We start from the raw sequence: 22383 nt of genomic DNA, 5'->3' as shown, positions 1-22383 counted from the left end.
CCCCCTTCGGCTCGCATCCGTGACGTCATACGAGCACCTCGGCCGGCGCCGGGTGCCCAAGGAAATTGATGGGGCTCGCGGTGAGGCCGTAGGCCCCCTGCTGGAAGACCACGATGAGGTCGTCCACGTCGGCGGCGGCCAGCTCGGCATCATCGCCGAGCAGGTCCAGCGGGGTGCACAGGCAGCCGACCACCGTCACCGTCTCGACCGGGGGCCCGGCGGCGGCCGTCCCCACGGCGAGCGCATAGTTGCGCCGGATCGCCTGGCCGAAGTTGCCGGATGCCGCGAGCTGATGGTGCATCCCCCCGTCCACCACGAGATAGGTGCGGCCGCGCGAGACCTTGCGGTCGAGCACCTTCGTCACGTACACGCCGCATTCGCCGACGATGAACCGTCCGAGCTCGATCACGGTCTCGGCATCCGGGAACGTCGGCCTGATGCGGCCGTCGATCAGCGTCTGAAGCCCCGTGGCGACGACGGTCAGGTCGAGAGGGCGATCGCGATCGGTGTACGGGATGCCGAAACCGCCGCCGAGGTTGAGGTAGCGCAGCGGCCCGGCCAGACCGCCCGCGAGCGTCTCGATCAGATCCACGGTGCGTCGCTGCGCCTCGGCGATGATGGCGGCGTCGAGATTCTGCGCCCCGGCGAACACGTGGAATCCGCGGATATCCACCTCGGCCGCGTCGGCGGATCGAAGGAGCTCGGGCACCTGTTCGGCGTCCACGCCGAACTGCTGCGGCCCGCCTCCCATGCGCATCCCGGAACCCCTGACGGAGAAGTCGGGATTCACGCGCACCGCGGCAAGGGGCACGAGACCGAGGTCCCGGCCTGCCGTCGCCACCCGCGCGAGCTCGCGGGCGGATTCGATCTCGACGAGAACCCCGGCCGCGACTGCCTGCCGGATCTCGCTGGGCGTCTTGCCCGGCCCGGCGAAGCTGACGCGATCGGGGCGGATGCCGGTGTCGAGCGCGGTCCGCAGCTCCAGGCCGGAGGCGACGTCGATGCGGTCGACCCGCCGGGCCAGGTGCTGCACGATCGCGGGCATCGGATTCGCCTTCATCGCGTAGCTCAGCTCGACTTCGCGGGGCAGGGTGGCCCTCAGCAGGTCCACGCGCTCGTCGAGCAGCCGCCGGTCGTACGCGAAGAACGGCGTCTCCCCGACCCGCGCCGCGAGCCTCGACAGTGGCATGCCGCCGACGCTCAGCTCGCCCGCGGACGTTCCGAAGGCGGCGATGTGCTCGCGCGGATTCATGAGCCCGCCTCCGTCGCGATCAGCACCCGATCGAACTTGCCGTTGGGCGACCGAGGCAGTCGCTCCCGCACGTCGACGTGCGCGGGCACCATGTAGTGGGGGAGGGTCCGTCGGAGCGCCGCGAGCAGCGAATGCGCCTCGAGATGCCCGTTGGCCGGGGAGGCGACCAGGACGATGCGCTGCCCGAGGGCCGCGTCGTCCACGCCGACCGCGACCGCGTCTCCGACGAGGCCGGTGGCGTAGGCGGCCTCCTCGACCTCGGTGGGACTCACCCGGTAGCCCGAGGTCTTGATCATGTCGTCCCGTCGTCCCACATAGAAGAGGTATCCCTCGTCGTCGGCGACCACCGTGTCTCCTGACCACACGGCCCGTTCCGGGGTGCGCCACGACGGCGTGCCCGGCATCGGCCGGAACCGCTCGGCCGTTCGCTCGGGGTCGTTCCAGTAGCCCAGCGCGACCAGCGGGCCCCGGTGCACGAGCTCTCCCTCTTCGCCCGGTCCGCACCGGGTGCCGTCGGCGCGCAGCACCAGCACCTCGGCGTCCGGGATCGCCTTCCCGATCGACCCGGGACGGCGATCGATCTCCGCAGGATCCAGGTACGTCGACCGGAAGGCCTCGGTCAGGCCGTACATCAGGAAGGGCCGCGCGCCGGGGAACAGCCTCCGCAGACGGTCGAGGGTCGGGCGCGGCATCCGTCCGCCTGTCGTCGCGAAATAGCGCAGCGCTTCGCGAGCGGCAGGGGGCCATTCCACCTCGGCGAGCTGGATCCACAGCGGTGGGACGCCCGTGATTCCCGTCACGCCGAAGCGCTCGCACGCGCGCCCGACGTCGCGAGGCAGCAGGTAGTTGAGGAGCACGCAGTGCGCACCGACCGCGAACGCCGTCGTCACCTGGCTCAGGCCCGCGTCGAAGCTCAGCGGCAGGACGCTGAGGATCACGTCGTCGGCCGTGTTGCCCAGGTAGGAGCTGACGCTCTCGGCGCCCGCGATCAGGTTGCGATGACTGAGGACCACGCCCTTCGGCCGGCCGGTGCTGCCGGAGGTGTAGAGGATGGCCGCCGGATCGAGATCCACACCCGGAGAGGGGGGCGCGACGCCGGCACCGGCGCGCGGCCATTCGTGCACGCGCACGCGCGCGGGCGCGGGGCCCGCGTCGCCGACGGTCAGGACGTGCTCGACCGCGGAGCCGGCCAGGGCGGGCTCGAGCTGTGCGAGCCGCTGATGCGACGTCACCAGGAACCTCGCTCCCGCATCCACGAGGATGTGCTCGACCTGCGCGGGGCGGAGCACGGGATTGACCGGCACCGACATCCCCCCGGCGAGCGACGTCGCGAAGATCGCGACGACGGTCTCGATCCGCTTCTCCATGTACACGGCCACGCGGTCCTCGCGCACCAGGCCGAGCGAGAGCAGGAAGGATGCTGCTCGGCGCACCTCGTCCCACAGCTCGGCGTAGCTGAGCGTGCGGTCATCGCTCGTCAGCGCGGGTGCGTCCGGGGTCGCCGCGGCCCCGTGCGCGACCAGATCGTGGAGGTGCGTGCGGATCACGGCGCTCGCCTCTCTCTGAGGTACCGGTCGAACGCGATCGCGTCGCCGAGGTCGACGTACCGGCGGCCCTGCGGATCGGTGCCGTTCCGCGAGACCTCGGCCTGGTGCCGCCCGACGGACCGGCCCCGCCCGGTGAGCTCGTCGAACACGCCGACATACGCCTCCGACTGCGGTTTCCAGTCGAGTTCGGACGCCACGCGCGCGCGGGCCCGGCGACCCAGGTCGGCGCGCAGCGCCGGATCGTCCATCAGGCGCTCGACGGCATCCGCGAAGCCGGCAAGGTCCCCCGAGGGGACGTACAGGACGGTGTCCCCGCCCGAGATGCGAGTCTCGGCGAGGTCGAAGGCGACCGACGGCAGGCCGTAGGCCATGTACTCCATCGTCTTGTTCATGGTGGACACGTCGTTCAGCGGCGTCTTCAGGTCGGGGCACAGACCGATGTCGGCCCGGCTCAGATACTCGGCGATCTGCACGCGGTCGACGCGGCCGGTGAAGGTGACGTGCTCGTCCAGCCCCAGCGCGGTGCACTGCGCGCGCAGGTCGTCGAGACAGTCCCCGAAGCCGAGGAGCGTCGCCGTCAGCTCGAGGCGCCCCCGCGCGTGCACGAGTTCGTCCATGACGAGCAGCGCCTGGTCCACGCCGTCCTGCGGGCCCATGATTCCGAGGTACACGAGTTCGATCCCGCCCGCCGGCCGCGGGGCGCTGGGATAGATCGGGCGCATCTGAGTGGTGTCCGGCCCGCTGCGCACGACGGTGACGTGCTCGGCAGGCAGTCCGCCCCGCTCCAGTGCGACCCGCCGGTAGGACTCGTTGACCGAGATGACGCGCTCCGCGGTCCGGAAGGTGCGGCGCTCGAGCCAGCGGAGCATCGAGTACTCCAGCCGTCCCACCACCCCGCGGGGCTCGCCGAATCGGGACAGGAACAGCTCGGGGTTGAGATCGTGGTGGTCGAAGACGAAGCGCACGCCGAACGGACGCCACAGGAGCGCCAGCAGCCAGTAGGTGTCCGGCGGATTGCACGCCTGCATGATGTGGAAGCGCCCGCGACGACGCACCTTCAGGGAGAGCGCCGCCGTTCGCAGCCAGCAGTAGGCGAACTCCCACGCGAAGCCGATGAGACCCTTCGCCTCCGGCGGCGGGGCGTACTTGTAGATGTCGACGCCGTCCAGGTGCTGGCGAGCCGGATCACCCGGCCCGCGTGGGCAGATGACGCTGACGCGGTAGCCCTCGTCGACCAGCGCCTGGCACTCCAGCCACACCCTCCGGTCCAGCGGCACCGGCAGGTTCTGCACGATGATCAGCACGTGCGTGGGCGGGGTGCGGTGCTTCATGCCGTGGCCTCCCGGTGAGTGCTCGATACGACGTGACGTTCCCCCGCGCCGTACACCTCGTCCTCGATGATGCGCACGGTCTCCGCCCCCGTCGGCGCCCAGGTGCGGCCGAGAACGGATGCCGCGGCCGCCGCCGCGCGGGCCTCGCGGTCCTGCGCGTCGATCGCCTCGCCCAGCGCGCCGGCGAGGGCCGAAGCGGTCGGTGCCGCCCATCGCACGTGCGGATTGGGGAGTACGACGTGGGCGAGGGGCAGGTCGTTGACGACCGGTATCGCCCCGGCCGCGAGCATCTCCTCCGCCACGAGCGTGATGTTGGTGAACGAGAGAGCCAGTCCCGTGACCGTGCGGCCGTAGAGGTCGTTGAGCTCGGCGACGCTGAGCCGGCCGTGGAAGACGAAGGGCACGTCGAGGCCGCGCGGGCGCGCTCCGTAGACGTGGATCGGCTCGTCGGGATGGGCGTGGTGGAACAGCCGCAGGGCCATGCACGCGAGCTGGTGCCCCCGCCGGGGGAAGTCCGGGCGGGAGTAGAAGACCACACCGCTGCGAGGCACCCGGGGGGAGGGCGGCCGATAGGCGGACGCATCGCAGCCGAACGGCACGACGTCGCTCCTCAGCCCCGTCTCCGCGTGGACCATCCCCGCCGCCATCTCGCCCAGGGCGATCCGCCGGAACGGCAGTCGATAGGTCATCGCCGCCAGCTCGTACTCCGCACCGTGGCCGTAGAAGTACGGCTCGTAGTCCTGGATGAAGTACAGCCTGCGCACCGGCTCCCGCCCGTACCGGACGATCAGGTGCGCCGATTCCCAGCCGGATGCGACCACGGCGTCCACCCCGGTGATCCCCTTCGTCACGTCCCGCACCTCCGCGGAGACGCCGGGCCAGTGCGCCCTCACCACCGCTTCGGCACGCGCCGCGTCCAGCCCGTGCTTGTCGTAGAGGTAGAGCGTGCAGCGATGGCCCCGCCGCTCGAGGGCCTCGACGATGCGGAAGAGAGTGGTGTGGCCCCCGGAGCCGGGCGCGGGAGGCGTCGCCACCCATCCGATGTCGAGCGGAGCCCGCGGATCGGGACGCGTGGCCGGCACGGGGAGCTCCGCGGGCACGTCTGTGAGGATGTCCGCGAGGTCGAGGTTGAAGAGGAGATCCGCGGCACCGGTCGCACGGTAGGCGCGCTGAGCGAGACGCTCGGCGATCCCCCGCGGTCCGACCGCGACCGCCCGCTGCGCGTTCGCCCTCCACCTCGACAGTGCGCTCATGACCGTGCCCCCCGGCGTGCGAGGCGCGAGCGTGCTTCGCGGACGAGATCGAGCAGCGCGGCGGACATCAGCCAGCGGGAGAGGGCGACGTGCGCGACCAGCACGACAGCGCCCACCAGCGCGAGCGAGGCGATGGGCGGCCACTCCCCCACGAGGTTCAGCACCACCCACCCGACAAGGGCGGATCCGGCCATCACGGCGAGTGCGGCCAGGATGCGGCGCGCGATCGACCAGAGGGGGGCGCCGAGCAGGCGCGACACCAGGATGCAGCGGGCCACCGTCGCGACGGCGGCGACCCCGACGAAGCCGAGCGCGACCGCGTCGATGCCGTGGCTCACGGTCAGCGCGGTGACCAGGATCGTGAGCGCGTCGACGCCCACCGCGTAGGCGAGCCAGGTTCCCGGCCGCCCCAGTCCATAGCAGAGTCCGTGGTCGAGGGTTGCTGCGACGGTGAACATCGCCGCCACCGCGAGGGCCTGCGAGGCCGCGACGCTCGACGACCACTGCGGCCCGAACAGGAACGGCACAAGGACCGGCGCGCTGACGAGGATGAAGGTGAGCGAGGGCGCGATCACCACGTACGAGAGGCCGAGCGCGCGGCCGTACCCGCGCCGGGTGCGTTCGGGATCGTCGCGCACCTGCGAGAAGACGACGGTCGAGACCGGTGCGATCGCGGCCCCGCCGACCTCCTGACTGGTCTGCACCAGCCGCTGCGAGATGCTCAGCTGACCCAGCGCCGCGGCGCCCAGCACGTTCGAGATGATCGCGTTCTCGACCCACTGCCGGGCGGTCGCGATGAGGTTCACCCCGACCACCTTCGTGCCGAACGCCGCCATCGTCCGCAGCGCCGCCATCGCGAACCGGAACTGCGGACGCCAGCGGGCGGCCACCCAGGCCGCGACGAGCGTCACCGCCTGGAGGACCGAGATCTGCACCACGAGCGCCCACACGCCCGCCCCGACGAGGGCGAGCACGATCGCGACGACCTGCGCGGTGAGCGCTGCGACGGCCGTCTGGATCGACAGCGCCCGGAACCGCAGTTCGCGGCGAAGGAGCGCGATGGGCACGGCCGCGAGGCTCGCGAACACGATCGCCGGGCTCATCGCCGCGATCACACCGGCGACGCCGGGGACGCCGAACAGCGCTTCCATGAGGGGTGCGGTCGCGACGAGGAGACCCGCCAGGACGACGCCCGAGCCCGCGGAGTACCAGAAAGCCGTGCTCGCGGCGACCGGGGTGAGGGTCGGGGTCTGCATGAGGTAGGTGCCGAACCCCAAGTCGGCGATGAGCGTGACGACCGGGACGACCGTCATCGCGACGGCCACCAGTCCGAAGTCCGTCGGCGTGAGCAGGCGGGCGAGGATCACCACGGTGACGAATCCCCCCGCCTTGACGAGCCACGTCTGCCCGGTGAGCCACGCGACGCTGGACGCGGCGCGAGACCCCAGGGGGCCGATGGCGCGCGTGGTCATGACGGTCTCCTCACCGCAGCGCCGAGCGCAGCGACTCGATGACGCGGGCCTGCATCGCCTCGGTGAGTCCGGGATAGATGGGAAGGGAGAGGATGCGCCGCGCTTGGCGCTCGGCCCGAGGGAAGCGGCCGTGCAGTCCGAGGTCTGCCTGCTGGAAGGCCGGCAGCAGGTGCACCGGGCGCGGATAGTGGATGCCGACCCCGATGCCGTCCGCGGTCATCAGGGCGTGGACGCGGTCGCGATCGTCCACCTGGACGACGAACTGGTGATAGACGTGCGCCTCGCTCCGCGCCGCGGGGGGCAGGAGGATCCGATCGTCGCCCGCGAGCGCGTCCCGGTAGCGATCGGCGATCGCGCGCCGCTCGGCGTTCCACCTGTCGAGGTGAGCGAGCTTGGCAGCCAGCACGATCGCCTGCAGTCCGTCCAGGCGCGAGTTGGACCCCACCACGAGGTGCTCGTAGCGGGCCTCGCCGCCGTGATTCCGCAGCGCGCGCACCGCCCGGGCGATGGCGGGCGACGCGGTCGTGACGGCGCCGGCATCCCCGTACGCCCCGAGGTTCTTGCCCGGGTAGAAGCTCGTCGCGGCCACGTCGCCGAGCGCTCCGGATACGAGACCGTCCCGCCGGGCGCCCTGGCTTTGCGCGGCGTCCTCGATGATCGCCACATCGGGTCCGACGATCCGGCGTATCTCCGCCACGTCGGCGAGCGCGCCGTACAGGTGAACGGGGATCACGGCCCTCGTGCGCGAGCCGACCACAGACGGCAGCATGCCGGTGTCGAGCAGGAAGTCGTCCCCGCAGTCGACGAGCCGGACCGACGCGCCCACGCGCACGACCGCCTCCGCCGTCGCGACGAAGGTGTTGGCGGGGATGACGACGTCGTCGCCGGGCCCGACGCCCACCGCCCGCAGCGCGAGCTCGAGCGCATCCGTGCCGTTGCCGACGCCGATCGCGTGATCGACGCCGACGTACCGCGCATAAGCCCGCTCGAATGCCTCGACCTCCGGGCCGAGGACGAAGGTCTGCTCGGCGAGCACTCGTGCGAACCCCGCCTCCACGTCGCCGGCCACGGCCCGGTGCTGGTGCGCGAGGTCGAGCATCGGAACCGGATCGGCCAGCACGGTGCGCTCGCGCGCGGGCCACTCCGGTGTCGGATGCGCGGGGGCCTCCCCGATGGGCGTCGCCAGGGCCGAGCGCAGCTCCGCGAGCGCCGCCGACTCGTCGGCGCCCGCCGCCCTCGCTTCCGCGGCCAGTCCCTCCGCCTGAACGAGCAGGGCCTGCCGGGCCTCCTCGAGGCGCTGCGCGGCCGTGGGCTGCGAGCCGGTCCAGTCGGAGAGCACCTTGAACGCGGCAAGGCGCTCCCGCAGGTCGGCCACGCGCGAGCCGAAGTCCGCCAGGTGCATGTTCTCGCCGTGGACGCGGTAGTAGGCCTGGATCGGGCCGTGGATCTGGCCGACATCCCAGCGCGCGGCGATCCGCAGCCAGTACTCCAGGTCGCCGGTGTGGGGCAGTGCGGGGTTGTACAGCCCGATCTCGCGCATCGCCGAGGTGCGCACCAGCGCCTCGGGCGACGCGATCGGGTTGTATCCGCTCTGGGTCACGCCGCGCGTCCACTCGTCGCCGTCCCAGATCCGCCACAGGTGGTAGCGACGGTTCCTCGTGGGCAGCTGCTCCGCGTCGTCTGCGAACGTCGCGATCGGCCCGTACACGAGTCCCACCTGGGGGTAGCGCTGCATGAGCGCCACCGATCGCGCGAGCGACCCGGGCGCGAGGACGTCGTCAGCCGAGACGAGGGCGACGAACTCGGTCTCGACCCTCTTGAGGCCATCGTTGTAGGTGCGGATGTGCTTCTGGTTCTCGCGGTGCACGACCGCGCGGACCCGAGGCCGGGTCTGCGCCAGTTCGCGCGCCACGTCGGCCGATCCGTCGGGGGAGGCGTCGTCGATGATGAGCACATGTGCATCCACGTCGCGCTGCGAGAGGACGCTGTCCACGGCGGCGGGCAGGTAGCGCCCGTAGTTGTAGCAGGGGATCACCACGGTGACGTCGGACCTGCCCCGCGGATGACGCGGGACCACGATGTGCTTCATAGCTTGACCCTCTCGAGTTGACGGGCGGGCACCCCGGCCCAGATCTGTTCGTCGGGGACGTGGGTCAGGACGACCGCGCCCATGCCGACCGTGGCCGAGCGGCCGACGGTCGTGGATTGACGCACCGAGGCATTCGTGCCGATGTATGCCATCTCGCGAATGCGTACGCGGCCCGCCAGCGAGACCCCGGCGGCGAGGGTGGCGAAGTCCTCGACGACGTCGTCGTGCGTGAGGGTGCAGTTCGGCATGATCACGCAGTGGCGGCCGATCGACACGTCTGCCGTCACCACCACTCCGTCCAGAACCACGCTCCCGCGGCCGACGCGGCTGCTTGCACCGATGCGCGCACTTTCCGCGACATACGTCGCGTACCGCTCTTCGCGCACGCCGAGGGCGTGCAGGCGACCGGCCACCCGGCTTCGGGCGGAGCCGCTGCCCACGCACACGAGCAGGTCCTCGGAGAGCGCGGCGGCATCCGCGACGCGGCCGACGACCGCGACTCCCGACACGGCGGCGCCCTGGAGGTGCTCGTCGTCATCGAGGATGCCGGCGATCCGCGGCATCCCGGCGGCGATCACCTCCCGCGCGAGACCCCCCGCGCCGATCAGCAGCACTCCGCTCACCGCGTTCGCCCTCCCTGGGAGGCCAGGGTCGCGATGACGCGGTCCTGGTCGGCCTCGGACAGCTGGTGGAAGAGGGGAAGGATGAGCGTGTTGTCGGTGAGCCGGTCGGTGACGGGCAGTCCGCTGGGGGGCGTCAGCGACTCGTAGGGCACCTGGCGGTGGGCCGCCATGATCCCGCGCCGGGCCGAGATCTCCGCTCGGGCGAGCGCCTCGAGGAGACCCTCGCGATCGAGACCGTACCCCTGGCCGACCTCGACCCAGAACGACTGGTAGTTCGATGTCCCGTAGTCCGGATCCTTGACCGCACGCAGTCCGGGGATGTCGGCGATCGCCTCCTGGTATCGCCGGGCGAGCGCCCGGCGCCTCTCGACCACTTCGGGCAGCCGGCCGAGCTGGACGATCCCCATCGCCGCCTGCATGTCCGTCATCCGGTAGTTGAATCCGATCTCGTCGTAGCGCTCCGGCGGAGGAAGGACGGCGCGGTGACGATCGGCGGCCGACACGCTCATGGCGTGCTCGCGCAGTCGGGCCGCGCGCCTCGCCCAGTCGTGCCGGGTGGTGGTCAGCATCCCCCCCTCGCCCGTCGTGAGGATCTTGCGAGGGTGGAACGACCACGCGGAGATCTCGGCGCCGGCGCCCACCGGAGCGCCCCGGTACGTCGAGCCGGCGCCGCAGGCGGCATCCTCGATCACGACGATCGACAGCGGATCGGCCAGGTGCCGCAGGTCCGCGATGTCGACGGGCACTCCGCCCTGATCGACGGCGATCACCGCGCGGGTGACCGGAGTCAGTGCGGCTGCGACGGTGTCACCGGTCACGTTGCCCGTCACGGGGTCGACGTCGGCGAAGACGGGGCGGGCGCCCACGTAGGTGACGGCGTTCGTCGTCGCGATGAACGAGAAGGACGGCACGACCACGTCATCGCCGGGACCGATTCCGGCGACGACGAGCGCCAGGTGCAGCGCCGTGGTGCAGCTCGATGTCGCGACGGCGAAGGGCACCCGCATGGCTGCGGCGAACTCCCGCTCGAATCGCGCGACCCTCGGCCCCTGCGCCACCCAGCCGCTGGCGATCGCCTCGGCGACGGCATCCGCCTCCTCCTTCCCGAGCCACGGCCGCATGACGTCGATGCGCGCACTCATGTCGCCGCGGCCTTCCGGCCCGCCGCGACCTCGTCGCGCAGTGGGGCCCACCAGTGCACGAGTCGCCGAAGACCCTCGTCGAGTCCGATGCGGGCTTCGAACCCGAGGTCCCTCCGCGCCGCGGAGGTGTCGGCCAGCCGGCGCGACACCCCGTTGACCGCGCGCTCAGGGCCGTGGACGACGTCGAGGTCCGAGTCCATCGCACGCAGCAGCGCCTCGGCGAGCTCGAGCAGGCTCGTCTCGGTTCCGCTGCCGATGTTGTACGTCCCCGCAGTGACGTCGGAGGCCGCGGCCAGGATGTTCGCGCGCGCCACGTCGGGGACGCACACGAAGTCCATGGTCTGCCGCCCATCGCCGAAGATGAGAGGCGGCTCGCCATCGGCGATCCTCTCCATCCAGCGCACGAGCACCTCGGTGTACAGGCCGTGCACGTCCATGCGCGGCCCGTAGACGTTGAAGTAGCGCAGGAGGACGTAGTCAAGCCCGCGCATCGCCCGGAAGCTGCGCACGAGCCCCTCGCCGAAGGACTTGGCCGCGCCGTAGATCGTGTCGTCGTTCTCGTGGTGGTGGCGCTCGTCGGTCGGGAATCGCTCCGCCATGCCGTAGACCGAGGCGCTGGATGCGGCGACCAGCTTCCCGACCCGATGGCGCGCCGCGGACTCCACCACATTGAACGTGCCGTCCACCAGGACTTCGAGAGCGAGCCGCGGCTCCTCCGCGCACTGCGTGATGCGGATGGCCGCCTCGTGGAAGACGACGTCCTTCCCCGCCACCAGCTCGTCCACCAGCCGGGCGTCGCGGATGTCGCCGTCGACGATGCGCACCCGGCCGGTCGCCTCGGCGGCATCGAGATTCGCCCGCCGGCCGCGCACGAAGTTGTCGAGCACGTCCACCCCGGCTGCCCCCGCGTCGAGAAGCTGATCCACGATCGTCGATCCGATGGTCCCCGCGCCGCCCGTGACCAGCACGTGCGCACCTTCGAGAGCAGTCACGCGAGCACCTCCGACTTCACAGGGACCTCCATCGGATGCGGCGCCCCGGCGGCGCCGAGGCTCTGGGTCGCGGCATCCAGCACCGAGAGAACCCGCAGTCCCGAGAGCCCGTCGGTGCGCGCCGGACGCTCGCCGACGATCGCCCCGGCGAACTCCGCCACGACCTCGGCGAGGGCCTCCCGCTCGGGCAGGGCGGGAGACCAGGTGTCGCCCAGCCGATACGACACCCGGGCGGCGCGCGCAGCGGCGGAGGTGGCCGGCTCGAGGTCGACGCCGCGGTCGTAGAGACTCACGCGCTGGGAGGGGTTGAGGTCGTCCCACACGAGGGTGCGCCGTGTCCCCCCGATCACCATCTGGCGGATCTTCGTCGGGCTGAGCCAGTTCACGTGGACATGCGCGATCGCGCCGCCGCGCAGGGGCATCGCGAGATAGCCGACGCAGGAGCGCCCGGTTCCCAGCGGATCGGCGCCGTGCGCCGACACCGAGACGGCGTCGAGGCCCCCGGGGAGCACGAAGTCCATGATCGACAGATCGTGAGGCGCCAGATCCCAGAACACGTCCACGTCGGGCTGGACGAGCCCCAGGTTGATGCGCACGCTGTCGACGAAGAGGATGTCGCCGAGGAACCCCTCCTGGATCAGCTCCTGCATCTTGAGCACGGCGGGTGTGTAGCAGTAGGTGTGGTCCGTCATGAGGACCAGGCCGCGCTCCCGCGCACGGTCGACCATCTCACGGCCGAGGCCGAGTCCTTCGGCGAGGGGCTTCTCGACCATGACGTGCTTGCCGGCGTCGAGAGCCGCCATGACGATCGGGTGATGCGTGCGCGCCGGGGTGGCGATCGCGATCGCGTCGATCGTGGGATCGGCCAGAACATCGCCGAGCCGCTCGGTCACGGCGACACCGCCGACCTCGTCCGCCACGCGTCGCGCGCGGGCGGTGTCGAGGTCGCAGATCCCGTGCAGCCTCCAGTGCGGGCTGGCACGGAAATTGCGTGCGAGATTCGGCCCCCAGTAGCCCGCGCCGACCACCGCCACGTTCAATTGCGTCATCTGAATCGCCCCCAGATCAGATTGGTGTTCGTCAGTCGTCCGGATCGAAGATCACGTCGACCCAGTACTTGTGTGCTGTCGTGGTATTCGGGAAGTTGCGGCTGTAGATGTAGGCGCCGCCGTTGGCGACGGTCGAGAGCGGCCCGGACGTGACGACCGCGGACAGCCCGTTGTTCGTGACGGGATATCGATTCGCGGTGCTGTAGAGACCGACGCGGTACTCTGCGCCGACCGTCAGCCGCACCGGCGTCGACAGCGTCGCCGTCTGCCACCCGGAGGCGGTCTCGCCGGAGAAGGTCACCTGCGCGAGCCGCGTCCCGTTCGACGACCAGAGGTACCCGGTGTGCGTGCCGGTGTTCTGGGTGCCCTTGTAGAAGCGGATCGACCTCACCACCCCCGGCACCGACGCGCGGAACCGCGTCGCGACCTGGATGTCCAGGACCGTCGTGGTGTTCGCGTTGGCCGGCGTGGCCGTCGTGCCGAAGAGGTTCACCTGATCGGGCTTGACCTGGGTGGTGAACGTCCATGTGCCGCCCGTCACCGTCGTCCCGTTGGCCGTGACCGTTGCCGAGAAGGTCCTGGCCCAGGCGAGCTGCGCCGTCGGGGTGAAGGTGACGACACCGGTCGCGGTGTCGAGGCTGGACGTCCCCGGCACCGCGACACCGCCGGAGGTCACCGCGATCGAGGCTGTGAGAGCCGACGCCAGTGTCGCGGTGACCCGCGCCGTCGTCGGGTCCACGTTGGTCGCGCCGGCTGCCGGCGTCCGCGTGGTCAGAGTCGCGCGCGGCATCGTCGAGAACGACCAGGTGCCGCCGGCGACGGCTTTGCCGTCCGCGGTCGCCGCGACGGTGTACGTGCGGCCCCACTCAAGCGATGCCGCCGGCGTGAACGACACGACCCCGGTCGCCGCGTCGAAGCTCGAGCTCCCCGCCACGGCGACGCCGTCCGCCGTGAGTGCGAGCGACGCGGTGGCGGCGTTCGCGAGGGACGCGGTGATGCCGGGCGTCGTGGGGGAGACGTTGACGGCGCCAGGGGCCGGCGTCGTCGACGTCAGGGACGCGTCGGGTCGGGTCGCGAACGACCAGGATCCGCCGGACATCACCGCGCCGTTCGCGGTGATCGAGACAGTGTAGGTCCGGCCTCGGTCGAGAGGCTGCGCGGGAGTGAACACGGCCACGCCGGTCGCCGCGGTGAAGCTCGACGTCCCGGCGACCGGGGTCCCGCCCGATTCCACCGCGAGCGACACCGCCGTCGCGTTGGACACCGTCGCGCTGATCGCGGCTGTCGCGGGGTCGACGTTGGTCGCATCGGCCGCGGGAGTGCGGGCGGTGACGACGGGCGCCGGGGCCGCGCTTCCGGCGAAGGCGATCTCGGCGTCGACGAAGTAGGCGGACGAGTCGAACGAGCTGGCCGGAAGGGTGCCGCTCGGCCCGTAGGAGAACCTGCCGTTGGTGCCCGCAGGCGCCCTCACGTACCCGTTGGCGACCGGATCCGCGAAGTAGCGCGAGGTGACCGCATACCTTCCGGCCGGGGCGTGATACGACACGAGGTACACGGTCTCCGGCGTGAGTGCGACGGGGGTCGACAGCTCCGCACGCTGCCAGCCGGAGGCCGTCTCCGACGTGAACGTCGCCGTCGCCAGCAGATCGCCGTTCGCGTTCCACAGGTGCCCGACATGCGTCCCGGTGTTCTCGACGCCCTTGTAGAAGCGGATCGCGGTCACGCTGCCCGGATAGTCGATCGAGAACTGGGTCCCCACCTCGACGGCGCTCGTGTCGGTCGTGGCGGTGACGGCCGGCTCCGTGCTGCCGAACAGGTTGCCGACGACGCCGGTGAGGTCGGGCACGCGCGTGGTGAAGCTCCACTGCGAGATCACCTGGCCGCCCACCCGCACGGTCGCCTGATACGTCGTGACGTCGTCGAGCGGGTCCTGCGGCGTGAACGTCACCGTGCGGGTCGCACCGTTCCACGCCGAGACGCCCGCGACGGCGGCGCCGCCCCGGTTCAGCTCGACCACGGCGGTCGGGGCATCCGCCGACATCACGGCCGTGACCTTCGCGTCCAACTCGACCGCGGTGCCTTCGGGCGACCTCGACGTCACGGTGAGCGGCGGCGGCGGGTCGCCGGCCGAGAACTCCACGTCGACGAAGTAGTTCGTCGCGCCCCACGTCGACTGAGGCATGACGCCGCCGGTGCCGTAGCGGAAGACGCCATTGCCCGGAGCGATCGCCGTGAGCGGCCCGCTCGTGACGGGAGCGGAGAAGTAGCCGCCCGCGTAGGCGTACCGTCCCTGCGGCGAGAGGTACGAGACCGTGTAGACCTCACCCGCGGCGATGGCGACCGGCGAAGTCAGCTCCGCTCGCTGCCACCCGTCGGCGGACTCGTTCTGGAACAGCACCGTGGCGAGGGCCTGGCCCGCCGGCGACCAGAGGGTTCCGGTGTGCGCGGCCGTGTCCGCCGCGGGCTTGTAGAAGCGGATCGCAGTGATGCGTCCGGGAAGCGTCGAGCGGAAGGCCATGCCGAGCTCGACCGACGAGCCGTCCGCGGCGGCCGAGGCCGTGGGGGTCGCGGTCCCGAAGAACGTCACACCCTGCGGGTTCGGATCGGTCGCCGTGCGGAACGACCAGCTGCGGTCGGGTGATGTGCCGGACGCGCTGACGAGGCCGGACACCGTCACCTGCACGGCGGTGTCCCACGGCAGGGGCGAGTCGGGCGTGAACGTGACGGTCTTCGAGTCCGCCGAGAGGACCGCCGTCCCGGCCACGGGCCCGCCGGCGGCCACGGTCACCGTCGGCGACGCGCTGAGCTCCTCCGTGAAGGTCGCCGAGATCGGCGACGTGGCCAGGACGTCGGTCGCACCGGCGAGGGGCGACGTCGACACCAGGTGCGGTCCGCTCGCCGATCGCACGAAGACGGGGTCGACGAAGTAGCTGCTGGTCGAGGATTGCGACGGGAACCCGGTCGCGTAGGTGAACGCACCGCCGCTCTCAGGGACCTGGAGGGGTCCGCGCGAGTATCCCGTGGAGAACGCGCTCGGGCTCACCGAGTACGCCCCGACCGTCGCGACGTACGACACGACGTAGGCGGTCCCGGGGTTGACGGCGATCGGCGCGTCGAACCAGGCGGTCTGCCAGCCGGTCGCCGACTCCGACGAGTACGAGGCGGTGCCGAGGGACTGTCCGGATCCGCTCCACAGCGTCGCCGTGTGGGAGCCGGTGTTGCCGGGGCCCTTGTAGAAGTTGACGGCCGCGATGAAGCCCGCCTCGGTGACGCTGAAGCGCGTGCCCACCGTCACGCGTGACGTGTCGGATGCCGCGGGCACCGTCGGCACGTCGGAGCTGGTGTAGAGCGTGCACGGGCACTCGTTGGACGACGTCGAGTTGGCGGTCGTGAACGTCCACGCCGGTCCGGGATCGAAGGTCGTCGCGTCGACGGGCGTCGCGGTCACGGTGACCCGGTACCCGGTGACCGGGTCGAGCGCGGCGGACGGGCTGAAGCGCGCCCGGCGCGCGGTCTCGTCGTAGGTCGTCGTGCCGGCGACGGGTGTGCCGTCGGCCTTGGCGAGCGTGACGGTCACGGACGCGGGCTGGACGGGGCGGGTGAAAACCGTCGACACGAGCGTGTCCCGCGCGACGCCGGTGGCCCCCACGGCCGGCGACTGGGAGGTGAGCCTCACGGGAGAGTCCTGCGCGGCCTCGAAGGCCACGTCGACGAAGTAGTTCGCATCCCGGTACGTGGTCGTCGGGTAGCCGCCGGCGCTGCCGTACACCCCTGCGGCCGATGCGCCGCTCGTCGCCGGTGCGTGCAGCGGTGCCGTGGCCTTCGCCTTGTACGGCCAGTACCACTCCTCGTAGGCGTAGCGTCCCTGGGGCGCTGTGTACGACACGGTGTAGAGCTGCCCTGCCACGATCGGCACCGGATCCGAGAACAGCGCCGTCTGCCAGCCGGTCGCCGTCTCACCCGCGAACACCACCGAGGCCAGTCGCGTCCCCTGTGCGTTCCACAGCGAGCCGGTGTGCTGGCCGCCGTTGCCCGCGCCCTTGTAGAACCGGACCCCCGTGGCGAAGCCGTCGACCTCTGCCGTGAAGCGGAGGCCGAGTTCGGCCGCCGATCCGTCGTCGGTCGCGGGGGTGGCGGGCATCGTGCCGCCGAAGACCGAGTACGGCCCTCCGACGGTGACGGCGACGCTCGCGCCGGCCGCTGAGAAGTTCGCGCTGTCGTCGATCGCGCGGGCCTTGACGGTCGCCTGGCCCGACCCCTGCTGCACATAGGAGAAGGTCCACGTCGTGGTGCCCTGCGCCAACCGCCAGGTGGCACCTCCGTCCGTGGAGACCTCGACCCCGGCGACTCGGCCGCCCCCCGTGTCAGCGGCTGTGCCGGTGACGGTGACGACGGTGCCGTGCGGGATCGCCTGGCCGTTGCTCGGCGAGGTGATCGTGGTGGCCGGGGCGGTGGCGTCCGTGCTCTTCGTGGCCGCCGCCATCCCCGCCATGAGGCTTCCCGGCTGTGCTCCCATATCGGCGAGCAGGTTGATCTGGGCCTGCTGCATGCGCGCGTCGGGGGGCGCGCCGTCGCCATCGTGCTCCTGGTCGAGTCCCCAGCCCCATTGGATGCTGGCCGCCGAGAACACCAGCGCCCCGCTGGCCGCACGGTAGAGCGTCACATGATGCTCCGTCGCCCCCGGGACGACCGTGTTGCCGTAATCGGTGAGGTACTGCGGTGTCGGCCCCAGCGTCGTGGACAGCCGGATGAGCCCGGGCGGCCGGAACCCGTTGTCGATGTCCTCATTCGACTCGTAGCCGACGGTGTGCGGAGCCAGCGCCGCGGCTGACCCCGCGCCCAGTGACGTCAGGTTGGTATTGCGCCAGAGCCGCGTCTTGCCCTGCTCGGCGTTCACGGTGACGGCGAGGTCGTTGTGATTGACCATGTACATCGTGCCCGTCAGGGCGTTCTCGGGGCTGTGCCCGCCCTGGGCGGCGTCGGCGAACCGAGGATCGCGCCACGTTCCGGTCCACTGCGCGTTCGGGTCGATCTTCGCGTTCGCCCACGTCTCCTTGTAGGACACCAGCGTCCGATAGGGAGTCGCGGCGCCGTCGACGGATGCCTCGTAGCGCGTGCGCCAGTATCCCTCGTTCCCCGACAGGAACTGGAGGTTGACTCCCGCATCTCGGGCCGCGGCGATATTGGCACGCTGCGGTCCCGACCAGTACTCGTCATGCCCGACCGAGAGGAACACGTTGTGGTTGAGCAGCTCGGAGCCGCGGCGATCGGTGTCGACGCCGGCGATGTAGCTCATGTCGTAGCCGTTGCGCTCGAGGAACCGCACCGTGGCGTACTCGGAGCTGAAGTAGAAGTCTCGCCGCGTCGTCCCCTCGCGGGTCGCGAAGGGGCGGTTGTAGCTGACCTTGTAGGCGCGGCCGTGGGCAGCGCCCTGGTAGAAGTCGGACCCGCCGTAGGAGTTGTAGGCGTGCCAGGTCGGGTCCGAGGTCTGGAACAGCACGTCGGAGGCGCGGCCGTCGTTGCGCACGACGAAGATGATGTGGCTCTCACCGCCCGTGTCGTTGCGATGCAGGAGAGCGATGTATACACCCGACACCGCGTCCGCCGGCACGTTCCACGACCCCGAGACGCCCCAGGTGCCGCAGTCGTAGAGTTCGGTCGTGACGTCCGAGATGCACGAGGGCTGGCTCTGGGGGAGCGTCGCGGAGGGTGTCACCGAGTCGACCTTGCGCGCACCGAGCCCCTGGTACCAGCCGGTGCGGTAGATGTCGATCCGGTACGACCGGGCGTTGGTGTCGATCTTGAAGTCGACCCGCTGGCCGGCGTTGACGCTGATGTCCGTCGCGAAGCCCTGGATCGTCGGGTCGCCCGCACCGGAGATGTCCCAGATCGCCGGATCGGTGCCGGGCTTCTGGTTCTCGCACACGATCGGGTTGATGTTCGGGCCGCACGGACTGGCGGCCTCGGCCACGGGCGCGGGCGAGGCCGCGACGAACGTCGCCGCCAGCAAGAGCGCGGCCACCCCGAGGGCGACCGTCCTCAGCCGGCGTGTACGGCGAATCGCCCCAGATCGGTCGACAAAAGTCTCACCCATGCTCCCAGCTCCCACTGCTGAATGGGCGGCCGGACTGCACGCTTCCCCGCGCGCAGCATCGGTCACTCGTTTGGAGAGCACTGCGCGAATACCCCCAGGTATTCAGGAAGATTCGGGTTTCCTGTCGCAGTGTTCGGGTCTCTCCCCCGTTCGGGAGTGTAGACCCAACGCTTGCGCCGCGTCACCCCCTTCCCGGTAAACGGTTCGTCAGCTGCTCGCTGACAGGGTCGTCCGCGCCCCACGGGGCCTGACGAAGCGGCATCCGCTCTCATTAGGCTGACTGCGTGAGCGAAGGCGTCGAACGCAACACCCGGACGATCGAGGGGTCGGTCGTCACAGACTTCGCCGATCGCATGAGCTACGGGGGGTACCTCGACCTCGGCACGCTGCTGGCCGCGCAGCGGCCGCTGAGCGATCCCGAGCACCACGACGAGCTGCTGTTCATCATCCAGCACCAGACCACCGAGCTCTGGCTCAAGCTCGTGCTCCACGAGCTGTCCGCCGCGTGCCGCCTGCTCCGCGAGGACCAGCTGGCGCCGGCGCTCAAGTGCATCGCGCGCGTGAAGCACATCCAGAAGACGCTCACCGAGCAGTGGTCCGTGCTCGCGACCCTCACCCCCGCGGAGTACGCCCAGTTCCGGGGCGTGCTCGGCAATGCCAGCGGCTTCCAGTCTGCCCAGTACCGCGCGGTGGAGTTCACGCTGGGCAACAAGAACGCGGCGATGCTGAAGGTGTTCGCCTCGGATGCCCCGGCACACGCCCTCGTGCATCAGGCGCTGGAGGCGCCCAGCCTGTATGACGAGTTCCTGCGGCTGCTCGCCCGCTCGGGCTACGCGATCCCCGCTGAGGTGCTCGAGCGCGACGTCACCCAGGCGTGGACCTTCACCCGAGAGCTCGTGCCGCTGTTCGCCGAGATCTACGCGGACCCGCAGGCGCACTGGGCGGCTTACGAGACGTGCGAGGAGCTCGTGGACCTGGAGGACAACTTCCAGCTGTGGCGGTTCCGGCACCTCAAGACGGTCGAGCGCATCATCGGCTTCAAGACGGGCACGGGCGGCTCGAGCGGCGTGCCTTTCCTGCAGCGGGCGCTGCAGCTGACGTTCTTCCCCGAGCTCTTCGCGGTGAGGACGGAGATCGAATGAGCGGCACCGGCCCCCGACGGGTGGCGGGGATCGGCGCCCGGCGCGAGACGACGCCCACCCCGCGCGGCGAGAGGGGGAGCTGACGTGCACATCGACCCCTTCGCGCTCCGCGAGCTGGTCGGGCCCGCGGCGCGGACGTGCCGGCGGGCGCTCACGGGCGAGAGCGGAGTCTGCCTGCCGCCGCTCGTCGATCACCACGTTCACCTGCACCTCATCGACGAGCAGGCACTCGCCGGCGGCGGCATCGCGGGGGTGCTCGACCTCGGCGGCGACCCGGTCTCGCTCGCCCGGCGCCCGGCAGGGCTCCCCCATGTCGCCTACGCCGGGGCCTTCCTCACCGCGCCGGGCGGTTACCCGTCGGGGCGGGTCTGGGCTCCGGACGCCATCGTGCGCACCGTCAGCGATCCCTCGCCGCACCCCGGCGCACCGGGGGGAGCAGCGACGGCGGTCGACGAGCAGGTGTCGTTCGGGGCATCCGTCGTCAAGGTCGCCCTCAACGCCGCCGCCGGTCCCGTGCTCGACCCCGCCACGCTGCGCGCCGTGGTGCGCGCGGCACACGGCCACGGGCGGAAGGTGGTCGCTCACGTCGAGGGCGAGGGCATGACCGAGCGGGCGCTCGACGCGGGGGTCGACGTGCTCGCCCACACCCCCTTCACCGAAGACCTCTCACCCGCCGTCGTCGCGCGCGCCGCGGCATCCGGTCAGCGCTGGATCTCGACGCTGCGCATCCACGATCCCGAATCGGCGCGGCGCGCCGAGGCGAACCTCGCCGCGTTCGTCACCGCAGGCGGCTCGGTGCTGTACGGCACCGATCTCGGAAACGGCGACCGGCCCGTCGGGGTGCAGGCGGATGAACTCGCCGCGCTCGACCGGTGCGGGGTGCGGGGCGAGTCCCTGATCGACACGCTGTGTGACCCGTGGCCGGCGACCGCCGCCGAAGGCGTCTCGACCTTCGTCCCCGGTGCGCCGCCGACGACTCTCGACGACGTTCCGGCCTGGCTCGGCCGTGCGACGGTCGTCCCCTCGGAGGAGCTCATCCATGACGACCACTGACACGCTCTCGGCGCTCGAGGCCGAGGCATCCGCCCTCGACGACGCCGACCCGCTGCGCGGCCACCGCGACGCGTTCGTCGGCGCCGACACGTCGCTGGTGTACTTCGACGGCAACTCGCTCGGCCGTCCGCCGCGGGCCAGCGTCGAGCGGCTCGCGACCTTCGCGACCGAGGAGTGGGGCGGGCGGCTCATCCGCGGGTGGGACGAGTCGTGGATGGAGCTGCCGTTCGCGATCGGCGACACGATCGGACGCGCGGTGATCGGCGCCGCACCCGGCCAGACCGTGGTCGGCGACTCGACGACGGTGCTCCTCTACAAGCTGGTGCGCGCCGCGTTCGACGCGCAGCAGGCGGCCGACCCGGCGCGGGTCGAGATCGTCGTGGACCGCGACAACTTCCCCACCGACCGCTACCTCGTCGACGGGATCGCCCGCGAGCGCGGCGGGCGCGTGCGCTGGGTCGACGTCGACCTTTCGGCCGGCGTCACGGCACAGGCGCTGCGCGCGGCCGTCGGGCCGCAGACGGCGGTCGTGGTGCTCAGCCAGGTCGCCTACCGGTCGGGTTACCTCGCGGATGCCCCGACCCTCACCCGCATCGCGCACGACGCCGGCGCCCTCGTGGTGTGGGACCTGTGCCATTCCGCCGGATCGGTGCCCGTCCGGGCCGACGAGTGGGACTTCGACCTCGCCGTCGGGTGCACGTACAAGTACCTCAACGGCGGGCCGGGGTCACCCGCGTTCGCGTACGTCGCGACGCGGCACCAGGATGCACTCGCGCAGCCGATCCAGGGCTGGATGGGCACGGCGGACGTGTTCGCGATGGGGCCCGAGTACCGGCCGGCGGACGGGATGCGTCGGTTCCTCTCCGGCACCCCGCCGATCGTCGGGATGCTCGCGATGCAGGACACCCTCGCACTCATCGAAGAGGCCGGCATCGACGCGATCCGCGCGAAGTCGGTCGCGCTCACCGACTTCGCGGTGCGCGTGGCGGACAGCCTGCTCGCACCTCTGGGCGTCGTCGTGGCCTCGCCGCGGGATGCCGCCGCGCGGGGCGGGCATGTCACCCTCTCGCATCCGGCGATGCGGGCAGTGACGGCGCGGCTGTGGGCGCAGGACGTGATCCCCGACTACCGCGATCCCGGCGGCCTGCGGATCGGGCTCTCGCCCCTGTCGACGAGCTTCGCCGAAACCCTGGCCGGCCTGCGAGCGGTGCGGGAGGCCGTGGCCGAGCTCGGCTGAGGTCGCCAGGTCCGGCAGCTCGTTTCGTCTCGGTCGCTCCGCTCCCTCGCTCGACGACCGGAAGGGCGCCCACTGCCCCGGGTCGTCGAGCGAGCGGAGCGCGGCGG

14 protein-coding genes are annotated in these 22383 nt (G+C 71.4%); 3 read left to right on the top strand and 11 right to left on the bottom strand.

Annotated features, from left to right (window positions below; all coding sequences use genetic code 11):
- Positions 1 to 25 precede the first annotated feature (25 nt).
- The 11 genes from HF323_RS13275 to HF323_RS13225 are packed head-to-tail and all read right to left on the bottom strand — an operon-like array spanning position 26 to position 18772.
- The gene (locus HF323_RS13275; protein ID WP_169583075.1) at positions 26 to 1252 is read right to left on the bottom strand and encodes a pyridoxal-dependent decarboxylase, exosortase A system-associated; all 1227 of its coding nucleotides are present in this window, start codon (positions 1250 to 1252) and stop codon (positions 26 to 28) included.
- Positions 1249 to 2799 (bottom strand): acyl-CoA ligase (AMP-forming), exosortase A system-associated, encoded by a 1551-nt coding sequence (locus HF323_RS13270; RefSeq protein WP_317451071.1) that lies wholly within the window; start codon positions 2797 to 2799, stop codon positions 1249 to 1251. The genes HF323_RS13275 and HF323_RS13270 overlap by 4 nt, the downstream gene beginning before the upstream one ends.
- Positions 2796 to 4130, bottom strand: coding sequence for a glycosyltransferase family 4 protein (locus HF323_RS13265; RefSeq protein WP_169583074.1), 1335 nt, complete (start codon positions 4128 to 4130; stop codon positions 2796 to 2798). The genes HF323_RS13270 and HF323_RS13265 overlap by 4 nt, the downstream gene beginning before the upstream one ends.
- Entirely contained in the window at positions 4127 to 5383 is a 1257-nt protein-coding gene (locus HF323_RS13260) for a glycosyltransferase family 1 protein (RefSeq protein ID WP_169583073.1), read from the bottom strand. Before HF323_RS13260 ends, HF323_RS13265 begins: the two co-directional genes overlap by 4 nt.
- Positions 5380 to 6855, bottom strand: a complete 1476-nt coding sequence (locus HF323_RS13255) for a lipopolysaccharide biosynthesis protein (protein WP_169583072.1) — start codon at positions 6853 to 6855, stop codon at positions 5380 to 5382. The genes HF323_RS13260 and HF323_RS13255 overlap by 4 nt, the downstream gene beginning before the upstream one ends.
- Positions 6856 to 6865: 10 nt before the next feature.
- On the bottom strand, positions 6866 to 8944 hold the full coding sequence (locus tag HF323_RS15760) for an aminotransferase class I/II-fold pyridoxal phosphate-dependent enzyme (RefSeq protein ID WP_169583071.1): 2079 nt from the start codon (positions 8942 to 8944) through the stop codon (positions 6866 to 6868).
- Positions 8941 to 9567 carry a NeuD/PglB/VioB family sugar acetyltransferase gene (locus HF323_RS13245; protein ID WP_169583070.1) on the bottom strand — a complete coding sequence of 209 codons (627 nt, stop codon included), beginning with the start codon at positions 9565 to 9567 and terminating at the stop codon, positions 8941 to 8943. The genes HF323_RS15760 and HF323_RS13245 overlap by 4 nt, the downstream gene beginning before the upstream one ends.
- Positions 9564 to 10709, bottom strand: coding sequence for a DegT/DnrJ/EryC1/StrS aminotransferase family protein (locus HF323_RS13240; protein ID WP_223169399.1), 1146 nt, complete (start codon positions 10707 to 10709; stop codon positions 9564 to 9566). Before HF323_RS13240 ends, HF323_RS13245 begins: the two co-directional genes overlap by 4 nt.
- On the bottom strand, positions 10706 to 11701 hold the full coding sequence (locus tag HF323_RS13235) for an NAD-dependent epimerase/dehydratase family protein (RefSeq protein WP_169583069.1): 996 nt from the start codon (positions 11699 to 11701) through the stop codon (positions 10706 to 10708). The genes HF323_RS13240 and HF323_RS13235 overlap by 4 nt, the downstream gene beginning before the upstream one ends.
- Positions 11698 to 12750 carry a Gfo/Idh/MocA family oxidoreductase gene (locus tag HF323_RS13230; RefSeq protein WP_169583068.1) on the bottom strand — a complete coding sequence of 351 codons (1053 nt, stop codon included), beginning with the start codon at positions 12748 to 12750 and terminating at the stop codon, positions 11698 to 11700. The genes HF323_RS13235 and HF323_RS13230 overlap by 4 nt, the downstream gene beginning before the upstream one ends.
- A gap of 31 nt (positions 12751 to 12781) precedes the next feature.
- A complete protein-coding gene (locus tag HF323_RS13225) occupies positions 12782 to 18772 on the bottom strand; it encodes a DUF4082 domain-containing protein (RefSeq protein ID WP_317451072.1) in 5991 nt (1996 codons plus the stop codon).
- 356 nt (positions 18773 to 19128) lie between these two features.
- Between HF323_RS13225 and kynA the strand changes: the two genes are divergently transcribed.
- The 3 genes from kynA to HF323_RS13210 all read left to right on the top strand — a co-directional run bounded on the left by kynA (position 19129) and on the right by HF323_RS13210 (position 22276).
- Positions 19129 to 19986: a tryptophan 2,3-dioxygenase gene (gene kynA, locus HF323_RS13220; RefSeq protein ID WP_188241710.1), complete on the top strand. Its 858-nt coding sequence runs from the start codon at positions 19129 to 19131 to the stop codon at positions 19984 to 19986.
- 84 nt (positions 19987 to 20070) lie between these two features.
- Positions 20071 to 21039: a hypothetical protein gene (locus HF323_RS13215; protein WP_169583066.1), complete on the top strand. Its 969-nt coding sequence runs from the start codon at positions 20071 to 20073 to the stop codon at positions 21037 to 21039.
- Positions 21026 to 22276: an aminotransferase class V-fold PLP-dependent enzyme gene (locus HF323_RS13210; protein ID WP_169583065.1), complete on the top strand. Its 1251-nt coding sequence runs from the start codon at positions 21026 to 21028 to the stop codon at positions 22274 to 22276. The genes HF323_RS13215 and HF323_RS13210 overlap by 14 nt, the downstream gene beginning before the upstream one ends.
- Positions 22277 to 22383 lie beyond the last annotated feature (107 nt).

The sequence above is a fragment of the Microbacterium sp. MF43 genome (genome assembly GCF_012847295.1).
In the GTDB taxonomy this organism is placed as follows: domain Bacteria; phylum Actinomycetota; class Actinomycetes; order Actinomycetales; family Microbacteriaceae; genus Microbacterium.
This window is presented reverse-complemented; position numbering and strand designations above follow the sequence as displayed.